Annotated in this window: 17 protein-coding genes and 1 pseudogene; 2 read left to right on the forward strand and 16 right to left on the reverse strand. The window is 68.1% G+C overall.

The annotated features are described in order from the left end of the window. Positions 1-297 precede the first annotated feature (297 nt). Positions 298-666, forward strand: coding sequence for a hypothetical protein (locus tag AO501_RS04055; RefSeq protein ID WP_055576511.1), 369 nt, complete (start codon positions 298-300; stop codon positions 664-666). On the opposite strand, the gene AO501_RS04060 is transcribed toward AO501_RS04055, so the two are convergent. The 12 genes from AO501_RS04060 to AO501_RS04115 form a co-directional block, all read right to left on the reverse strand. Further along, a complete protein-coding gene (locus AO501_RS04060; RefSeq protein ID WP_156452296.1) occupies positions 667-1,200 on the reverse strand; it encodes a hypothetical protein in 534 nt (177 codons plus the stop codon). Positions 1,201-1,510: 310 nt separating this feature from the next. After that, a complete protein-coding gene (locus tag AO501_RS04065) occupies positions 1,511-2,341 on the reverse strand; it encodes an LmeA family phospholipid-binding protein (protein WP_055576513.1) in 831 nt (276 codons plus the stop codon). 44 nt (positions 2,342-2,385) lie between these two features. Continuing rightward, positions 2,386-4,134: an MtrAB system accessory lipoprotein LpqB gene (gene lpqB, locus AO501_RS04070; protein WP_371934970.1), complete on the reverse strand. Its 1,749-nt coding sequence runs from the start codon at positions 4,132-4,134 to the stop codon at positions 2,386-2,388. Positions 4,135-4,142: 8 nt separating this feature from the next. Further along, entirely contained in the window at positions 4,143-5,810 is a 1,668-nt protein-coding gene (gene mtrB / locus AO501_RS04075; protein ID WP_055576515.1) for an MtrAB system histidine kinase MtrB, read from the reverse strand. Between the two features lie 27 nt (positions 5,811-5,837). Next, the gene (mtrA, locus tag AO501_RS04080; RefSeq protein ID WP_055576516.1) at positions 5,838-6,524 is read right to left on the reverse strand and encodes a two-component system response regulator MtrA; all 687 of its coding nucleotides are present in this window, start codon (positions 6,522-6,524) and stop codon (positions 5,838-5,840) included. Between the two features lie 80 nt (positions 6,525-6,604). After that, positions 6,605-7,237: a dTMP kinase gene (locus AO501_RS04085; protein ID WP_055576517.1), complete on the reverse strand. Its 633-nt coding sequence runs from the start codon at positions 7,235-7,237 to the stop codon at positions 6,605-6,607. Between the two features lie 91 nt (positions 7,238-7,328). After that, positions 7,329-8,807: an adenosylhomocysteinase gene (gene ahcY / locus AO501_RS04090; RefSeq protein WP_055576518.1), complete on the reverse strand. Its 1,479-nt coding sequence runs from the start codon at positions 8,805-8,807 to the stop codon at positions 7,329-7,331. 103 nt (positions 8,808-8,910) lie between these two features. Beyond that, complete coding sequence (locus AO501_RS04095) at positions 8,911-9,528, reverse strand: TetR family transcriptional regulator (protein ID WP_197419760.1); 618 nt, start codon at positions 9,526-9,528, stop codon at positions 8,911-8,913. Positions 9,529-9,557: 29 nt separating this feature from the next. Continuing rightward, the gene (locus AO501_RS04100; protein ID WP_055576520.1) at positions 9,558-9,740 is read right to left on the reverse strand and encodes a rubredoxin; all 183 of its coding nucleotides are present in this window, start codon (positions 9,738-9,740) and stop codon (positions 9,558-9,560) included. A 6-nt stretch (positions 9,741-9,746) separates the two neighbouring features. Then, entirely contained in the window at positions 9,747-9,920 is a 174-nt protein-coding gene (locus AO501_RS04105) for a rubredoxin (RefSeq protein ID WP_055576521.1), read from the reverse strand. Further along, a complete protein-coding gene (locus tag AO501_RS04110) occupies positions 9,917-11,152 on the reverse strand; it encodes an alkane 1-monooxygenase (RefSeq protein WP_055576522.1) in 1,236 nt (411 codons plus the stop codon). The genes AO501_RS04105 and AO501_RS04110 overlap by 4 nt, the downstream gene beginning before the upstream one ends. A 112-nt stretch (positions 11,153-11,264) precedes the next feature. After that, complete coding sequence (locus AO501_RS04115) at positions 11,265-12,749, reverse strand: amino acid permease (RefSeq protein ID WP_055576523.1); 1,485 nt, start codon at positions 12,747-12,749, stop codon at positions 11,265-11,267. Positions 12,750-12,842: 93 nt separating this feature from the next. On the opposite strand from AO501_RS04115, the gene AO501_RS04120 reads away from it, so the two are divergent. After that, the gene (locus AO501_RS04120) at positions 12,843-14,222 is read left to right on the forward strand and encodes an FAD-dependent oxidoreductase (protein WP_156452297.1); all 1,380 of its coding nucleotides are present in this window, start codon (positions 12,843-12,845) and stop codon (positions 14,220-14,222) included. Here AO501_RS04120 and manA read toward each other — a convergent pair. The 4 genes and pseudogenes from manA to AO501_RS38705 form a co-directional block, all read right to left on the reverse strand. Continuing rightward, positions 14,206-15,432 (reverse strand): mannose-6-phosphate isomerase, class I, encoded by a 1,227-nt coding sequence (gene manA, locus AO501_RS04125; RefSeq protein ID WP_055576525.1) that lies wholly within the window; start codon positions 15,430-15,432, stop codon positions 14,206-14,208. The two genes, AO501_RS04120 and manA, sit on opposite strands and share 17 nt — an antisense overlap. Before the next feature lie 7 nt (positions 15,433-15,439). Then, the gene (locus tag AO501_RS04130) at positions 15,440-16,510 is read right to left on the reverse strand and encodes a hypothetical protein (RefSeq protein WP_055576526.1); all 1,071 of its coding nucleotides are present in this window, start codon (positions 16,508-16,510) and stop codon (positions 15,440-15,442) included. Then, positions 16,507-17,898 (reverse strand): phosphomannomutase/phosphoglucomutase, encoded by a 1,392-nt coding sequence (locus tag AO501_RS04135; RefSeq protein WP_055576527.1) that lies wholly within the window; start codon positions 17,896-17,898, stop codon positions 16,507-16,509. The genes AO501_RS04130 and AO501_RS04135 overlap by 4 nt, the downstream gene beginning before the upstream one ends. A 57-nt stretch (positions 17,899-17,955) precedes the next feature. Next, positions 17,956-18,144, reverse strand: a pseudogene (locus AO501_RS38705) (hypothetical protein); the annotation flags it as partial.

Consider the following 18,144-nt stretch of genomic DNA (forward strand, 5'->3'; position numbering starts at 1 on the left):
CCCGCGCCGCCCCACCAATACGCGCCACCCACCCCACCGACTCCTCGGTCTGTTCCAACAGCGCCCGACGATGAGCCACCACCTCCGCCAGGTAGCCGTCGTAATCCGCCAACCCACACGGAAGGCACGGCAATCTATCGAACATGTGTTCGAGTATAGCTACTACCTCTGACAGGGCTCAGTGTCATCTCAGGGCATCGGTGACACACTCTGCAGGGTTGCAGCCGGATAGCTGTGGCCGGCGCCGAAGTTCCGACGAGCTCTGCGGGAAGCCGGAAAGTAACCGACAATCGGGCGATGACAGCCCAGAATCCAGCCTTCCGAACGGGACGGGGAAACGGCGGGGCGGTCGGGCTCGTCGCGCTGCATGCCGTGCTGGTGCTTTTCACCGTGCTGCTGAATCTGGCCCTGCTCGTGACCGCCGATCCACACGACCAGTGCCGCATTCACCATGTGCACTGCGATCGAGGAGCCCATCTCCGGGAGGCGGTGCTGATCAGTGGGGTGGGAACCGCCGTCCTGATCATCCTCGAGATCGTTATGGGGACCTACGCCCACTTGTGGAAACGCCAACGACTGCACTTCGCCGTGCCGCTGTTGTGCTGCTTTGGCCAGTTCGTCATCCTGTGCACCGCCTTCACTCTCGGCGCCACCGGGATTCCGTAACTACTGCGCCGGTACGCCCACCGCCCCACACGCCGGAAGCGCCGTCGTCGTGCCGGCCAAGACGGCTGGAATCGGCGCCGAGGGCACCTCGGCGGCAACGGCCTGCGGCGCCGGAGCCTGCGGCCCGGGCAGCACGACCGGGTCTGCGGCCTTGCCACTCGAGGGAGTCATCGGCGCACCCTTGCCCGTCCCCGCCTGCGTCGCGATCGGCGCAGCCGCCGGCGCCGCCTCGGCCGCGCCGGCTCCCGCGCCCGCGACCGGGACCACCGGCGCCACCGGAGGTACGACGGGCACGGGCGGCACAACCGGCACCGGCGGCACAACCGGCACCGCCGGCGCGATCGGCACCGGACCTGGCAGCACCACGGGCGCCGCTGCTACCGGCCCCGCAGCGAAGCCCATCTGTTGCTCAATGCAGTTCCCACCACCGGTCCGCAGCGGAGTGGCCACCGCGCCCGGACTCAATGCCAGCGCAGCTCCGCACAACCCCGCGCCGGCGGCAACCGCTACGCAGAATCGATCGATTATCCGCAACGCCAACTCCGTTCAATCTCCCCAATTGCCCCCGCAATTAATGACAATGGGGAACCGTATCGGCGCGCCGAATTCTTGCCTAGAGCCCTAAGTCGATGGTTGCCGAACCGATGCCAAGCCCCAGCCGCGCCGTGACGGTGTCTTACCCAAATAGTTACGCAGCGAAGGGTTTTGGGCGCCGAAGCTGTGCTACGCGACCAATTCGTGACCTGAACACGGCGAATCGGCGCACCGCAAAATTCGACCGATTAATGGCCGGCCAGCAAATTCGAGGCGTAAATTACAGCGGTGTAATTTACATTAATGTAATTCACTCGCCGGAGTCGGAGCCCCACCACAGTGACGGCCAGCTGAAGCTCAGGGCCCCCTGACTCAGCCGCGTGATCAGGTCTTCGAGCGCCCGCAGCGGCAGTTCCATCCGCCATTCGGGCAGCAGTCCGGACAGGTGCAGGGATTCCGGCGTCAGCTCGACGCCGGTGATCATCAGGCCGTGCGGCAACTCCGGCAACGGCACCTGGTACGCGGGTGCGCGCAACGGCAACTTCCACCGCCGCTGCCCGGCCACCACCGCGCGCGGGCGCAACCACAGCGTCGATCCGACCACGTCCGCGTCCACCTCGAGCCCACCCAGGCCCGGACGGCGTGCCCAGCTCAACAGCGCGGTCCCGTCCTCCCCCGACTCGCTGCGCAGATGGGGCGCCGCCTGCTCCAGCACATGGTCGAAGACGTCCTTCGGCAGCTCGGTGGTCAACTCCGTCGGAGCCGCAATGACCAGCGGCGGCACCCCGGGACGGATGTGCACGTTGCGCATCACGGCGACCGCACTCTGCAGACGGTTGTCGGCCCAGCAGATGTCGCGAGCCGCCACCCGCACCTCGCCGAGCTGACCGACCGGCAACCCCTGGGGATCCAGCTCCGATTCCAGCTCGACGACGGTCAGCGTCACGTCCTGATCGCCGATGCGGACGGTGACTTCCTTGCCGACCAGTAGCTGCTGCAACGTCGCGAACAGGGTCCGGTAGGGCATCGCCACCGCGTGGGCGCCGACCGACGGTATCCCGGTCGACGACCAGAGGGAAGTCAGCATCTCCAAGGCGCGGAACGGGTCGTCCCAACGCAGGAAAGGAACCTTGGGCGACATCGGCAAGCGCCTCCTCACCAGCAGATTAGCCGGTGCCGGCGCGGTTATCCCGGCAGGACCGGCGCGGCCCCGCCGATCATCAGACCGGGTACCTCCGACCAGCCCTGTTGATTCTCGGCGGCAGACGCGGAGTACATCAACACGCCCTGCGGACCGGCGACATACACGGTGGACGGACTTGCCGCGATCGCGAACAGCGGGATTTGCAGCCCGCGCGCGGGCGCATCCGAGTTGACGCCGTCCAGGTTGACGTAGGACACCGGGTGGGTGGCGTCGTTGCGGGTCACCACGATGTCGTCACCCGTGCGCCAATACAGCGACACCACCGACGTTCCCAGGCCGAAGCCCAGCCGCCGCGGGTAGGTCAGGGCGAACTGGCCGGCCTGCGTCTGCTCGACACCGGCCAGGATCACCTGTCCGCCGATCACCATTGCCGCGCGCGTCCCGTCCCGGGACAACTGCAGATCGGTGATGGGCCCGGGGAAGCGACTGGACACCGCGGTGGAGTCCACGGGAATGCGGGCGGGCTGTCCGGTGGCTGGTTCCTGGATCGCCCGCAGCACGTTGTTGGCGTCGACGACCACCCAGACCGCATCGTCCAGCGACCAACTGGGGCGCGACAGGTTGTGCCCGTCGGCGGACTGGACCGCTTCGCCGCCGAGGTCCCCGATCCATAACGACGCCGCCATGTCCGGCGCTCCGCGGCGCAGCGTCACCACCGACGCCACCTGCCGCCCACTGCGCGACAGTGCGGCGCCGGTCTGGTCCCCCATGTGACCGAAGGCCCCCGGCACCGTGGTGACGTGCTGGCCGTCCAGTTCCACCAGCGATCCGCCCACCAGCGCATGCAGGCCGGCGCCGGCACCGTCGGCCACGCCCGGGTCGGTGGCGGCGACGTCGGAGGTGTTCCAGCCCTGGGCGAACCGGTCGTCCAGCGGGGCGCCGTCGGCGTTGATGACGTAGGGCCCGCGGATGTCGGCCCGCGCCAGCGTCCAGATGATCTGCGCGGCAAGCAGAGCCCTGCTGTGCGGATCGGTGGTGGACAGCTTCTCCAGCTCGACGCGGGCGCCGCCGTAGCCCTTGCCCACTCCGCTCTTGCCACCGTCGGCCCGGGTGACCGGCCCACGCAACCGCAGTGGTGGAGCCAGCAGGTTGCGCACCGTATGCGCCATCTCGGGGCGGGGGCCGGCCAGCAGCTTCGAGATGAGCTCGGTGGCCAGCTGGTCGTGGTCGGACACCGCGACGTAGCGCGGATCGGGCACCACGGTCTTGCCGGTGGGGTCGGCGAAGTACAACGTGTTCCGCTTGTAGGTCGACTGGAACTGCTGCCAGTCCAGGAACACGCCGTTGGGCAGCCGGTCGATACGCCACCCGCCGGAGGTCTTGACCAACTCGATCTGCCCCGGGTCGGGCAACTGGCCCTCGGCGGTCTCGAAGACTCCGATGTCGGACAGCGAGCCCAGGATGTCGGCCCGCATCGTCGCCGAAACACGTTCGGCACCACGGGTTTCGACGAACACCACATGGTCGATCAGCAGCGCGCTACCGGCGTCGTCCCAGGAGTTGGAGGCCGACTGGGTGAGGAACTGCCTGGCCGCCAGGTGCCGGTTCGCCGGGTCGGCGGTGGCCTTGAGGAATTCGCGCAACAGCACGTCGGGATCCATGCCCGGGGTGGGTTTGGGCAGGTTCGACGGCGCCGGCCGCTCGACCGTGCCGATGGCCTGCGGCGCCGACGAACTGGGCACGCTCGCACAGCCGGACAGCACGCTCACCGCCATGAGCAGGGCACCCATCGCGCGTCTCATCCGGCGTGCTCCCGGGTGCGCTGATCGGCGACGGCAGCCGGGTTGGCTGCCGGCGCAGGCGCCGGGATCGGCTTCATGGGCAGCGGGCTGGTGGTCACCTTGTGCCCCCGCACCAGCGGCAGCGTCAGCCGGAAGCAGGCACCCTGGCCGGGCTCGCCCCAGGCTTCCAGGCGGCCCTGGTGCAGCCGGGCATCCTCGATGCTGATCGCCAGGCCCAGCCCGGTACCGCCGGAGCGCCGCACCCGGGACGGGTCGGAGCGCCAGAACCGGCTGAACACCAGCTTCTCCTCGCCGGGCCGCAGGCCGACGCCGTAGTCGCGGACGGTGACTGCCACCGTGTCCACGTCGGCCGCCATCCGGATCCGCACCGGCTTGTGCTCGGCATGGTCGATGGCGTTGGCGATCAGGTTGCGCAGAATGCGTTCCACCCGGCGGGCGTCGACCTCCGCGATCACTTCCTCGGTCGGCATGTCCACCAGCAGCTCGATGCCGGCCTCCTCGGCCAGGTGGCCGACGTTGGTCAGGGCCTTGTTGACGGTGGTGCGCAGGTCGACCGCCTCCACGGACAACTCGGCCACCCCGGCGTCGTGCCGGGAGATCTCCAGCAGGTCGTTGAGCAGTGTCTCGAAGCGGTCCAGCTCGTTGACCATCAATTCGGTGGAGCGGCGCAGGGCGGGATCCAGGTCGGCGCTGTGGTCGTAGATCAGGTCGGCGGCCATCCGCACCGTGGTCAGCGGGGTGCGCAGTTCGTGGCTGACGTCGGAGGTGAACCGGCGTTGCAGGTTGCCGAACTCTTCGAGCTGGGTGATCTGGCGGGACAGGCTCTCGGCCATGTCGTTGAACGAGACCGCCAGCCGCGCCATGTCGTCCTCACCGCGGACCGGCATGCGCTCGGACAGGTGCCCCTCGGCGAACCGTTCGGCGATCCGTGAGGCGGACCGCACCGGCACCACCACCTGGCGCGATACCAGCAGGGCAATGCCCGCGAGCAAGAGCAGCAGCACCAGCCCCCCGGTGGCCATCGTGCTACGCACCAGCGTGATGGTGGCCTGCTCGTTGGCCAGCGGGAAGATCAGGTACAGCTCGAGGTTCGCCACCCGCGACGACGTCGGTGTCCCGACGATCAGCGCCGGCCCGGAGAACCCGTCGGTGTGCACCGTCGCGTACTGGTAAGCGGCCTGACCTGCTTTGACGAAACCCCGCAACGCGTTGGGCACCTGGTCGACGGGTCCCGCCGTCGAAGCGGCGCGCGGGCCGTCCCCCGGCACCATGAGCACCGCGTCGAAGGCACCGGCCAGGCCGGCGCCGGAGGCGGGGTCGGTTTTCGAGGTCAGCGTGTTGCGGGCCAACTGCAGGCTGCTGTCCAGTGAGCGGGTTTCCTCACCGTTGACGATTCCGCTGACGGTGTTGCGCGCCCGCTCGATCTGATCGGTGGCGGCCTTGACCTTGACGTCGAGCACGCGGTTGGTGACCTGGCTGGTCAGCACGAAACCCAGCGCCAGAATCACCGCCAGCGACAACCCCAGGGTCAGCGCAACGACACGCAGTTGCAGGGAACGCCGCCAAACCACAGCGACGGCACGGCTCACAGCACTCAAGCCGCGCGGCAGAGGCCCTGAACGGCCCCAGCGACCTCGACTACGTCGTGGAGAGCGCCAGATCACCTACACCGCACTCTCCCGGCCGCCGGATCACGGGGGGCCGGCCTTGTAACCCACTCCTCGAACGGTCAGAACCACGGTCGGGTTCTCGGGATCCTTTTCGACCTTGGCGCGCAGGCGCTGGACGTGCACGTTCACCAGGCGGGTGTCCGCCGGGTGCCGGTATCCCCAGACCTGTTCGAGCAGCACATCACGAGTAAACACCTGGCGGGGTTTACGCGCCAACGCGACCAACAGGTCGAATTCCAGCGGCGTGAGGGAGATCTGCTCGCCGTTGCGGGTGACCTTGTGCGCCGGCACGTCGATGTCGACGTCGGCGATCGACAGCATCTCGGCGGGCTCGTCGTCGTTGCGCCGCAACCGCGCCCGCACCCGCGCCACCAGCTCCTTGGGCTTGAACGGCTTCATGATGTAGTCGTCGGCGCCGGACTCCAGGCCGAGCACCACGTCCACGGTGTCGGTCTTGGCGGTCAGCATGACGATCGGCACGCCGGAATCGGCGCGCAGCACCCGGCAGACGTCGATGCCGTTCATGCCCGGCAGCATCAAGTCCAACAGCACCAGATCCGGACGCAACTCGCGCACGGCGGTCAGGGCCTGAGTGCCATCGCCGATGACCGCGGTGTCGAAACCCTCCCCACGCAACACGATGGTGAGCATCTCGGCCAGCGAAGCGTCGTCGTCGACGACGAGAATCCTTTGCCTCATGGAGTCCATGGTGTCACCAGATCCGGACAAAACTCGGCTACCACACGGGTGTTTCTTGATTGATAAGGGCAAATAGCGCCGATTTTGTGCTAAACAGCCGTCAACTCGGCCGCCAGAGCGGCCGGATCGACGTCCGCGTCCACCACGCGCCATCGCCCGGACCACCCCGCGGCAGCCAGTCCGGCGTACACCTCGCCGGTCCGGCGTTGCAGTCCGTCGTCGCGTTCGTAGCTGTCGCGCGCCCGGCCCGGGTCGCTCTCGGCGCGGTCGCGGGCCCGCTGCCCGGCCAGTTCGGCCGGCACCGCGAGCAGGATCTGGCAGTCCGGCACCGGTAGCGCAAGCCGCTCGTATTCCAGCGCGTGCACCCACGCCACCGCGTCCCCGGTAGCGTCCTGATGCAACCGGGCCGCGCTGTAGGCGGCGTTGGAGGCGACGTAGCGGTCCAGGATCACCACGTCGTGCTCGCGCCCCAGCCGTTGAATCTCCGCGACGGCCCCGGCCCGGTCGAGCGCGAACAATGTCGCCATCCCGTACACCGATTGCGAGAGATCACCGTGCTGACCGTGCAGCGCCTCGGCCGCGAGGTCAGCGGTGATGGACTGCCCGTAGCGCGGAAACGCCAGCGTCGCCACCGACTTGCCCGCGCGGTGCAGGTGCGCGCGCAGGCCGTCGGTCAGCGTGCGCTTGCCGGAGCCGTCGACGCCTTCGATCGCGATCAGCACGGCGCGAGCCTATCCCCCGCCCACCGTGAAGCTGGCTTCACAGTGGGCGTCGAACGTGAAGCCGGCTTCACGTTCGCGGGGCCACCGCGGCTCAGTAGCGGTAGTGGTCGGGCTTGTACGGGCCCTCGACGTCGACGCCCAGGTATTCGGCCTGGTCCTTGGTCAGCTTGGTCAGCGTTCCGCCGAGCGCCTCGACGTGGATGCGGGCCACCTTCTCGTCGAGGTGCTTGGGCAGGCGGTACACCTCGTTGTCGTACTCGTCGTTCTTGGTCCACAGCTCGATCTGGGCGATCGTCTGGTTGGCGAAGCTGTTGCTCATCACGAACGACGGGTGGCCGGTGGCGTTGCCCAGGTTGAGCAGCCGGCCCTCGGACAGCACGATGACCGAGCGGCCGGTCTCCTTGAAGGTCCACAGGTCGACCTGCGGCTTGATGTTGGTCTTGGTGGCGCCGGAGCGCTCCAGGCCGGCCATGTCGATCTCATTGTCGAAGTGGCCGATGTTGCCCAGGATCGAGTGGTCCTTCATCGCCTTGATGTGGTCGAGCATGATGATGTCTTTGTTGCCGGTCGACGTCACCACGATGTCCGCGTCGGCGATGGCGTCCTCGACGGTCACGACGTCGAAGCCCTCCATCATCGCCTGCAGCGCGTTGATCGGGTCGATCTCGGTGACCTGGACCCGGGCGCCCTGGCCCTTCATGGCCTCGGCACAGCCCTTGCCGACGTCGCCGTAGCCACAGATCAGCACCTTCTTGCCGCCGATCAGGGCGTCGGTGCCGCGGTTGATGCCGTCGATCAGCGAGTGGCGGGTGCCGTACTTGTTGTCGAACTTCGACTTGGTGACGGAGTCGTTGACGTTGATCGCGGGGAAGGCGAGGTCACCGGCCGCGGCGAACTGGTACAGGCGCAGCACACCGGTGGTGGTCTCCTCGGTGACGCCCTTGACCGACTCGGCGATCTTGGTCCACTTGCCCTTGTCGGTCTCGAAGCGGTTGCGCAGCACGCTCAGGAAGATCTTCCATTCGGCCGAGTCGTCTTCCTCGGCGGGCGGCACGACGCCGGCCTTCTCGTACTGCATGCCGCGCAGCACCATCATGGTGGCGTCGCCACCGTCGTCAAGAATCATGTTGGCCGGCTTGTCCTCGTCCGGCCAGGTGAGCATCTGCTCGGCGGCCCACCAGTACTCCTCGAGCGTCTCGCCTTTCCAGGCGAACACCGGGACACCCTTGGGCTCTTCGGGTGTGCCATGCGGGCCGACAACGACGGCGGCCGCCGCATGGTCTTGGGTCGAGAAGATGTTGCACGACGCCCACCGAACTTCGGCACCCAGCGCGGTCAGGGTCTCGATCAGCACCGCGGTCTGGACGGTCATGTGAAGCGAACCCGAGATCCGGGCTCCCTTCAGCGGCTGCACCTCGGCGTACTCGCGGCGCAGTGACATCAGGCCGGGCATCTCGTGCTCGGCGATCCGGAGCTCTTTGCGGCCGAAATCCGCCAGCGACAGATCGGCAACTTTGAAGTCGATGCCGTTCAGAACGTCGGGGGTGAGCGAATTTTCGAGCGTCGTCATAGGGGTTTACATCCTTCTTTGGGGGCTTCTTTGAGTCTGAGTAGGCGCGTCGGCCCAGTAACTCTCTGGACTCACTCTAGCCTCCGGCCAATAGCCGTCCTGGTCAGGGCACGTTGATGACGCCGTGACGCTCCGCGAACGGGGTCATCATCCTGGCCAGATCCGCCGCGACGTCGTGGTCGGCCTCGGGCGGCATCGACACGTAGCTCAAGCACAGCCGGACGATCGCCCGCGACAGCACACCGGCGTCGTCGTCGCTGGTGGCCAGCCACGTCTGGGTGAACGCGGTGGCCAGCCGCTCTGACGCCCGGCTGATGATGGGCGCGCTGTCGGTGGTGATCAGCTGCAGCAGATCCGGCTTGGCGACGCCGGTCAACAGCGAGATCACCAACGGGTCGGCCGCCGACTCGGCGAAGAAGGCTCGGAAGCCCTGCAAAAACGACTCGTAGATGTTGCCGATGTTGGCGTCCAGCGCGCCCTTGACGGTGTCGACCAGCCGGTCGGCCAGGCGCAGGGCGTAACCCTGCGCCAGGCCCTGCCGGGACCCGAACTCGTTGTAGATGGTCTGCCGGCTGATGCCGGCGGCCCGGGCCACGTCGGACAGTGTGATGGCGGACCAGTCGCGGGTGAGCAGCAGATCCCGCATCGCGTCGAGCACCGAATCCCGCAATAACGCGCGGGACGCTTCGGCGTAGGGAATCCGCTTCACAGGCGCGACCATATCCGTTTTCGCAGCGAAGTTGGTGCCGATCATGACCGGGCGACCTCCACCATCACGAAGTCCGACTTCGCGGCACCGCAGTCCGGGCAGCTCCAGTCCTCGGGGATGTCGTCCCACCGGGTGCCGGGTGCGATGCCGTCTTCCGGCCAGCCCAGCTCCTCGTCGTACTCGAAACCGCACTGCACGCACTGGTAGAGCTTGTAGTCACTCATGTCATCTCATCCTTCCTGGACTAGTTCGAAATCGGGCTTCTCGCGGACGGCGCAGTCCGGACAAGTCCAGTCATCGGGGACCTGGTCCCAGCCGGTGCCGGCCGGAAAACCTTCGCGGGCATCGCCTTTGGCCTCGTCATAGCGGTAGTCGCAGACGGGGCACTTGTAGGCCGCGCTCATGCTGCCACTCCGTACTTGGCGAGCAGCTTCTTCCGCAGCCGGGGCTGCACGTTCACCTTGGTGATGTCGCCGTCGTAGTGGTCCAGCACCCGGTGGTCCATCACCTTGCGCCACAGCGGCGGGAAGTAGGTCAGCGAGATCATCGACGCGTACCCGCTGGGCAGGTTGGGCGCACCCTCCATGCTGCGCAGCGTCTGGTAGCGGCGCGTGGGGTTGGCGTGGTGGTCGCTGTGCCGCTGCAGGTGGTACAGGAACAGGTTGGTGACGATGTGGTCGGAGTTCCAGCTGTGCACCGGGGCGCAGCGCTCGTACCGGCCGTTGGCGTTCTTCTGCCGCAACAGTCCGTAGTGCTCGAGGTAGTTGACGGCTTCCAGCAGGCTGAAGCCGAAGATCGCCTGGATGACCAGGAACGGGATCACGCTCACCCCGAAGGCCGCGATCAGCGCGCCGAACAGCACCACGGTCATCGCCCAGGCGTTCAGCACGTCGTTGCCCAGGTAGGTACGCGGGTCCCAGGGGCTCTTGCCGAGCCGGCGGATGCGCTGCGCCTCCAGGTGAACCGAGGAGCGGGCGCTGCCGATGACGCTGCGGGGCAGGAATTCCCAGAACGTCTCACCGAAGCGGGCCGAGGCGGGGTCCTCCGGGGTGGAAACGCGGACGTGGTGGCCGCGGTTGTGCTCGATGTAGAAGTGGCCGTACGCCGTCTGTGCCAGGGTGATCTTGGACAGCCAGCGCTCCAGCGAGTCCTTCTTGTGGCCCATCTCGTGCGCGGTGTTGATGCCGACGCCGCCGAGCACGCCGACCGAGAGCGCCACGCCGATCTTGCCCAGCCAGCCCAGCCCGCCCTCATAACCCAGCCAGTGCAGGTTCGACGCGGTGAACAGGTAGGCGCCCAGGACCACGCTGGCGTACTGGAACGGGATGTAGATGTAGGTGCAGTAGCGGTAGTACTTGTCGTTTTCCAGCCGCTCCATGACCTCGTCCGGGGGGTTCTGCCCGTCCGGACCGAACCGCAGGTCCAGCAGCGGCAACAGGATGTAGACCAGGAACGGCCCGATCCACAGCGGCAGCTGCGCCGCGGAGTGCCAGCCGAGCTGGTTCAGCCCCCAGATCACCGGCAGCATCACGAACAGCGCCGTCGGGGCGATCAATCCCATCAGCCACAGATAGCGCTTCTTGTCGCGCCATTCGTACACCGGCACCTCCGGAGTGCCGTCGATTTGTGTGGTCATACGCCAAACCTCCTTGTGTGAGTCTCACCACTTGAGGTTGGACATTACAACGGTTTACGTCTTGTGTCTAGACACGAGACGTTGTTTTGTAAACTAAGTATCCAAAATCGACCTAAATGTCCAGGTCGGCGTCACCCTTCTCGCGTCTTGCCTGCACTGAATGCCGGCGGCCGTAGCCGAGGTAGATCGCGACGCCCACCAGCAACCAGACGCCGAACCGCACCCAGGTCAGCGCGGTCAGGTTGAGCATCAGCCACAGGCACGCGCACACCGACGCGATCGGCAGCACCGGCACCCAGGGCGCGCTGAACCCGCGAGGCAGGTCCGGCCGGGTCCGGCGCAGCACGATGACGCCGGCCGACACCAGGACGAAGGCGAACAGGGTGCCGACGTTGACCATCTCTTCGAGCTTGTTGATCGGAAACACCGACGCCGTCGCCGCGATCACCACCGCGACCAGCACGGTGATCCGCACCGGTGTGCCGCGCGAGCCCGTCTTGGCCAGGCTCCGGGGCAACAGGCCGTCGCGCGCCATTGCAAAGAGCACCCGGCACTGGCCGAGCATCAGCACCATCACCACCGTGGTCAGGCCGGCCAGCGCTCCGACCGAGATGATTCCGCTGGCCCAGTAGATGCCGTTGGCCTGGAACGCGGTGGCCAGGTTCGCCTGCCCGCGCCCGGGGACGGTGCGCAGCTGGGTGTAGGACACCATTCCGGACAGCACGACCGCCACCGCCACGTAGAGCAGCGTCACGACGCCGAGTGAGGCCAGGATGCCGCGTGGGACGTCGCGCTGCGGGTTCTTGGTCTCCTCGGCCATGGTCGCCACGATGTCGAACCCGATGAACGCGAAGAAGACGATCGAGGCGCCCGCCAGCACGCCGTACCAGCCGTAGTGGCTGCCACCGGCGCCGGTCAGCAGCGACAGCACGGACTGGTCCATGCCCCTGCCCTGATGTTCGGCTTCGGGTTTGGGGATGAACGGCGTGAAGTTGGCGGCCTTGATATAGAAGGAGCCGACGATCACGACCAGGATGACGACCGACACCTTGATCGCGGTGACCACGGCGGAGAACCGGGACGACAGCTTGGTGCCCAACACCAGCAGAATCGCCACCAGGGTGACGATCAGCAGCGCGCCCCAGTCGAAGTCGATCGGCCCCAGCGCGACGGTGCCGCCGGCGAACCCGAACACCGTCCCGAGGTAGCTGGACCAGCCCTTGGCGACCACCGCGGCGCCGATTGCCAACTCCAGCACCAGATTCCAGCCGATGATCCAGGCCAGAAACTCTCCGAAGGTGGCATAGGAGAAGGTGTAGGCGCTGCCGGCCACCGGCAGCGTGGAGGCGAATTCGGCGTAGCACAACGCCGCCAGGGCGCAGGTGCCTGCCGCGATCAGAAACGAGATCCAGATCGCCGGGCCGGTGATGTCGCCGGTGGTGGATGCGGTGACGGTGAAGATGCCGGCCCCGATCACCACCGAGACGCCGAAGACCACCAGGTCAAGCCAGGTCAGGTCCTTGCGGAGCCGGGTCGTCGGCTCGTCGGTGTCGGCGATCGATTGCTCGACCGATTTCGTGCGCCAGCGACCGGACATCTGCCCGCCCCTTCTCCTCACCTGCAGTTGTGTCCGCACAGTACTGGGTACTCTGCGGGAATGGTGGGGAGCGTAGAGAACAAGAATCATGCGGTGGTGATCGGAGCGAGCATCGCGGGGCTGTCCGCGGCCCGGGTGCTTTCCGACTTCTATGGGCGGGTGACGGTATTCGAGCGGGACGACCTGCCGGGCACACCGGCCAACCGCGCCACCGTCCCCCAGGACCGTCATCTGCACATGCTGATGGCGCGCGGGGCCAACGAGTTCGAGAGCCTGTTTCCCGGTCTGCTGGAAGACATGGTGGCGGCGGGCGTGCCGATGCTCGAAAACCGGCCGGACTGCATTCATCTCGGCGCCGCCGGCCACGTCCTGGGCACCGGGCACACCCTGCGCGACGAGTTCACCGCCTACGTGCCCAGCCGCCCGCACCTGGAGTGGCAGATCCGGCGCCGCGTGCTCGACATCGACAACGTGGAGATCGTCCGGCGCCCGGTCGCGGAGCCGCGTTTCGAACCGGCCCTGCAGCGGGTGACCGGCGTGCTGCTGGACCCGGCGGTACCGGGTGAAGAGCCGGAGTTTGTCGCCGCCGACCTGGTGGTCGACGCCGCGGGCCGCGGTACCCGGCTGCCGGTGTGGTTGGACCAGTGGGGCTATCAGCGTGCCCCGGAGGCGACCGTCGACATCGGAATCAACTACGCCACACACCAATTCCGCATGCCCGAAGGGCTGATCGCGGAAAAGGTGGTGGTCGCCGGCGCCTCGCACGACAAGTCACTGGGGCTGGGCATGCTGTACTACGAGGACGGCACCTGGGTGCTGACCACGTTCGGGGTGGCGCACGAGAAGCCGCCGCGGACCTTCCCCGAGATGCTGGCCCTGGCCGAGGATCTGCTCCCGGAGCATTTCAACGCCGCACTCGCGCATGCCGAGCCGCTGGGGGAACCGGCCTATCACGCCTTCCCGGTGAGCCGCTGGCGTCGCTACCACAAGCTCGAGCGCTTCCCGGCGGGCATCATCCCATTCGGGGACGCGGTGGCCAGTTTCAACCCGACGTTCGGCCAGGGCATGACGATGACGTCCATCCAGGCCGGCAACCTGCGCCGGGCGCTCGCGGCCCCGGAAGGGGATCTGGCGGGCACCCTCGCCCGGTTCACCGCCAAGACCACCTTCCCGGTCTGGATGATGAACGCGATCGGCGACGTGGCCCTGCACCACGCCACCGGCAACCCCGAGCCACGGTGGTGGCGGGCGGTGGGCGGGCTGTTCGACCAGTTCCTCGGTGCCGCCGAGACGGATCCCGTTCTGGCGGAATGGTTCTTGCGTCGGTTCTCGCTGCTGGACAGTCTCTACATGATTCCGCCGGCGAAGCTGATCGGGCGGACGATGGCGCACAACATGCGGCTGTGGGTGAAAGAGCGCAGGGAGCTGCGCGCTCAGGGTCGTCAGCGCGGGCTGGTCACAAGCCCACGGTAGCCCGGAACAGCTTGGCGGGACGCTCTGCGGACAGCCGGATCGGGCCGTCGTCGGCGCCGACCCACGCGGCCGCGCCTCGCTCGAGCGTCAGCGACCCGGATTTGCCGTGCACGGTGAGCGAGCCCTCGGCGCACAACAGGATCTGCGGCCCGTCATGGCTCGACGGCGCGTCGACCTCGTGGCCGAGGTGATCGCCGTCGAGCACCAGCAGCGCCAGCGCGAACTCGTCGGCCGGCGTGTCATAGATCCGTTCCAGGCCGTCACGGTGCATCGACGGCCGCAGCTGCGCCTCGGCCGTCGGCGTGAAGTCCAGCACCCGCAGCAGCTCGGGCACATCGACGTGCTTGGGCGTGAGGCCACCGCGTAACACGTTGTCGGAGTTGGCCATCACCTCCACCGCGAAACCGCGCAGGTAGGTGTGCAGGTTGCCGGCCGGCAGGAAGATGGCCTCGCACGGAGCCAGGGTGATGCGGTTGAGCAACAGCGCCGCCAGCACCCCGGCATCACCGGGGTAGCGCTCCCCCAGCTCCAGCAGCGTCTTCAGCTCGGCAGCGAATTCCGTTGCCCCGGAACTGATGTACTGAATGGCGCCGTCGAGCACCGCCGGCACCAGCACGTCGAGGTCGGGCTGCGGCGCGGTGATCCAGGTGGTGAACAGGGCGCGCAGGCCGTCGGCGTCCGACTGGTCGTTCAGCAGGTCGATGAAGGGATCGAGATCGGACACGTTGAGGGCCCGCAGCAACTCGGTGGTCCTGGAGGCCTGACGGAAGCCGGCGAGTGCCTCGAAGGGCTGCAACGCCACCAGCAACTCCGGCTTGTGGCTGGTATCGCGGTAGTTGCGCACCGGCGAGTTCACCGGGATACCCAGCCGCTCTTCGCGTGCGAAACCCTCGAGCGCCTGCGCGGCGCTCGGGTGCGCCTGCAGCGACAGCGGCTCGTCGGCGGCCAGCACCTTGACCAGAAACGGCAGCACGTCGCCGAACCGCGCCCGCGAGGCGGGCCCCAGCTGGCCCTCGGGATCATCGGTGAGCTCGGCCAGCAGCGAGGTCTCGCCCTCTGGTGTCTCCAGCCAGGCCGGGTCACCGGGGTGGGCACCGAACCACAGTTCGGCCTCGGGATGCGCGGCGGGCACCGGCCGACCGGTGAATTCGGCGATGGCGGTGCGTGATCCCCAGGCGTACGTTCGTAACGCTCCGCGTAGCAGTTCCACCGTTTATCTATCCCCGTGCCAGTCGCAGGTAAACCGCGGCCATCTCCAGCCGAACGGCCAATACTGCCAGTTGCTGCTCGGCGCGGGACGCCGCGGTTGGTGCGGAAGGCAGTTCCTGCATATCCTCCGCCCCCAGCAGATAGACGTCGTCGAACCCGGCCACCCGGGCGGCGACCACGGTCCGCTCGGCAGCCAGCGTCAGTGCCAGCACGCGCAGCCGCTGGGGCAGCGGGCCGTCGATCTGCTCGTCGTGGAAGAGCGCGTCGGCGGGATCGGCGAACCCGCGCGGCCCGCTGCGCAGCGCGGCCAGCGCGTCGCCCAGACCGGCGGCCGCCGCGGCCTGCTGCGCGACGCGGAGCAACACCGAGCTACCGTGCCGGGCCAGCGCCAGGGTCGCGGCGCTGTCGCCGGCCAGCGCGACCTGGCAGTCGGTCATCCGGGCGGCCAGCGTCTTGGCCGGGTTGGTGAACAGATCCCGGCCCGCGCTGTTACGCAACGCCTCGGCGTCCAGTTCGTCGGCCAGCGCGGCCAGGTCGACGCTCAGCCGGGAGTCGACCGTTTGCAGCACCGCGAGGCCGGCGGCCAGATACCGGCACAACCCGAACTCCTCGGGCGCGGGCAGGCGCGGGGACAGCACCGCGACCCGACCGGCGGTGGAGTCCCGCAACGGGCCCTCGAACGGCGCCACCACGACCACCCGCGAGCCCCGGCGCACCCCGGTCGCGGCTGCGCCCACCAGCGCGGGATCACCGGGATCGTCGCCGGCGACGATCAGCACATCGAGCGGGCCGACCCACGGTGGCGCCTCGGTGACCAGCGCGATCGGCTCGGCCGCCGCGGTGGCCAGCGTCGCGGCAAGCAGGGCGCCCGCGGTCTCGGCGGCGCCGCGCCCGGCCACCCAGATGACGCTGCGCACCCGGTCCTCCCCGCGCAGCGAGTCCAACTCGCCTTCACTGACGGCGGCCGCCACGGAACGCACCTGCGCACCGGCCATCGACGCCGCCCGCAGCAGCCCGTCGCGGTCGGCGGCGATCAGGCCGTCGGCATCCTCGAGATCGACGGCCCCGACCGCACTCACGGTCCGGCTCCGGTTGCCTGCGCGGCGATTTCGGCGCTGACCTGTGCGACCACGGCGTCCACATCCTCGATGCTGCGCCCCTCCACATTCAGCCGCAAGAGCGGTTCGGTGTTGGAGCTGCGCAGGTTGAACCAACTGCCGTCGCCCAGGTCGACCGTCACGCCGTCCAAGTGATCGATGGACTGGATCCGGCTCGCGAATGTCTTCAACACGGCCTCCACACACGCGGGCGCGTCGGCGACGGTGAAGTTGATCTCGCCCGAGGATTCGTAGCGCTGGTAGTCCGCGGTGAGTTCCGACAAGGGCCGGTCTTGCTCGCCGAGCGCGGCCAGCACGTACAGCGCGGCCAGCATGCCGGAGTCGGCGCCCCAGAAATCGCGGAAGTAATAGTGCGCCGAGTGTTCACCGCCGAAGATCGCGCCGCTTTCGGCCATCAGCGCCTTGATGTAGGAGTGGCCGACGCGCGAACGCAGCGGCGTGCCGCCGCGCTCGGCCACCAACTCCGGCACGGCGCGCGAGGTGATCACATTGTGGATCACCGTGGCGCCGATCTCCCGGCCCAGCTCGCGGGCCGCCACCAGGCTGGTCACGGTGGACGGCGAGACCGGCCGGCCGCGCTCGTCGACGACGAAGCAGCGGTCGGCGTCTCCGTCGAACGCGAGCCCGATATCGGCGCCGGTTTCGCGCACGAAGTTCTGCAGGTCGACCAGGTTCGCCGGGTCCAGCGGGTTGGCCTCGTGGTTGGGGAACGTGCCGTCGAGCTCGAAGTACAAGGGCAGCAACGTGATCGAGTCGATCGCACCGAGCACCGCCGGCGCGGTGTGACCGGCCATGCCGTTGCCGGCGTCCACCGCGACCCGCAGCGGGCGCAGTCCCTCGGTGTTGACCAGCGAGCGCAGGAACACCCCGTAGTCGGTCAGCACATCCTTATCGGTGACCGCACCGCGCGGCCCGTCGTGCCCGGGCACGCCGGCGATCAGGTCCTCGCTGATGGTGGTCAGCCCGGTGTCGGCGCCGACCGGCTTGGCCCCGGCCCGGCACAGTTTGATGCCGTTGTACGCCGCCGGGTTGTGGCTGGCGGTGAACATGGCTCCGGGACAGTCCAGCAATCCCGAGGCGAAATACAGCTGGTCGGTGGAGGCCAGCCCGATGCGCACCACGTCCAGGCCCTGGCCGGTGACGCCGGCGGCGAAAGCCGCCGACAGCGAGGGTGAACTGTCGCGCATGTCGTGGCCGATCACCACCTGGCTCGCGCCTTCGCTGCGCATCAACCGGGCGAACGCGGCCCCGACGTCGGTGACCAGCGCCTCGTTGATCTGCTCGCCGACCAGGCCTCGGACGTCATAGGCCTTGATGACACGGTGGACAGCCTCGGCGGGCCACGACATTCTCCGGTGCTCCTGACGACCTGGGTGGGTAGAACTCTTCGGCCGCCAGCCTATCGGCTAGCCGGGAGGATCCGGCAGGACCCGTAGGTGGCCACGTCGGCGTCCGGAGCGGTGCTCGGGCGGTGCGAGCAGACCGGTACTCGGCGCGGTGGCGTGCGCGCCGATGGACTGCGGCACGTCGTCGAAGCCGTCACTGGCGACGAAGCCGTTGACCCGGGCGGGGGTACGGGCGGGAACTGCTCCGCC

Origin of the sequence: Mycobacterium gordonae, from assembly GCF_001417955.2 — a bacterium.
GTDB classification, from domain to species: Bacteria; Actinomycetota; Actinomycetes; order Mycobacteriales; family Mycobacteriaceae; genus Mycobacterium; species Mycobacterium gordonae_B.

Bases quoted from the DNA above. Each gene is read 5' to 3' on its own strand.
- AO501_RS04115 (WP_055576523.1), bottom strand. From the start codon at position 12,749: ATGTCCGGTCGCTGGCGCACGAAATCGGTCGAGCAATCGATCGCCGAC.
- AO501_RS04055 (WP_055576511.1), top strand. From the start codon at position 298: ATGACAGCCCAGAATCCAGCCTTCCGAACGGGACGGGGAAACGGCGGG.
- AO501_RS04100 (WP_055576520.1), bottom strand. From the start codon at position 9,740: ATGAGTGACTACAAGCTCTACCAGTGCGTGCAGTGCGGTTTCGAGTAC.
- ahcY (WP_055576518.1), bottom strand. From the start codon at position 8,807: ATGACGACGCTCGAAAATTCGCTCACCCCCGACGTTCTGAACGGCATC.
- AO501_RS04110 (WP_055576522.1), bottom strand. From the start codon at position 11,152: ATGACCACACAAATCGACGGCACTCCGGAGGTGCCGGTGTACGAATGG.
- AO501_RS04135 (WP_055576527.1), bottom strand. From the start codon at position 17,898: ATGTCGTGGCCCGCCGAGGCTGTCCACCGTGTCATCAAGGCCTATGAC.
- AO501_RS04105 (WP_055576521.1), bottom strand. From the start codon at position 9,920: ATGAGCGCGGCCTACAAGTGCCCCGTCTGCGACTACCGCTATGACGAG.
- lpqB (WP_371934970.1), bottom strand. From the start codon at position 4,134: ATGGGTGCCCTGCTCATGGCGGTGAGCGTGCTGTCCGGCTGTGCGAGC.
- mtrA (WP_055576516.1), bottom strand. From the start codon at position 6,524: ATGGACTCCATGAGGCAAAGGATTCTCGTCGTCGACGACGACGCTTCG.
- AO501_RS04095 (WP_197419760.1), bottom strand. From the start codon at position 9,528: ATGGTCGCGCCTGTGAAGCGGATTCCCTACGCCGAAGCGTCCCGCGCG.
- AO501_RS04065 (WP_055576513.1), bottom strand. From the start codon at position 2,341: ATGTCGCCCAAGGTTCCTTTCCTGCGTTGGGACGACCCGTTCCGCGCC.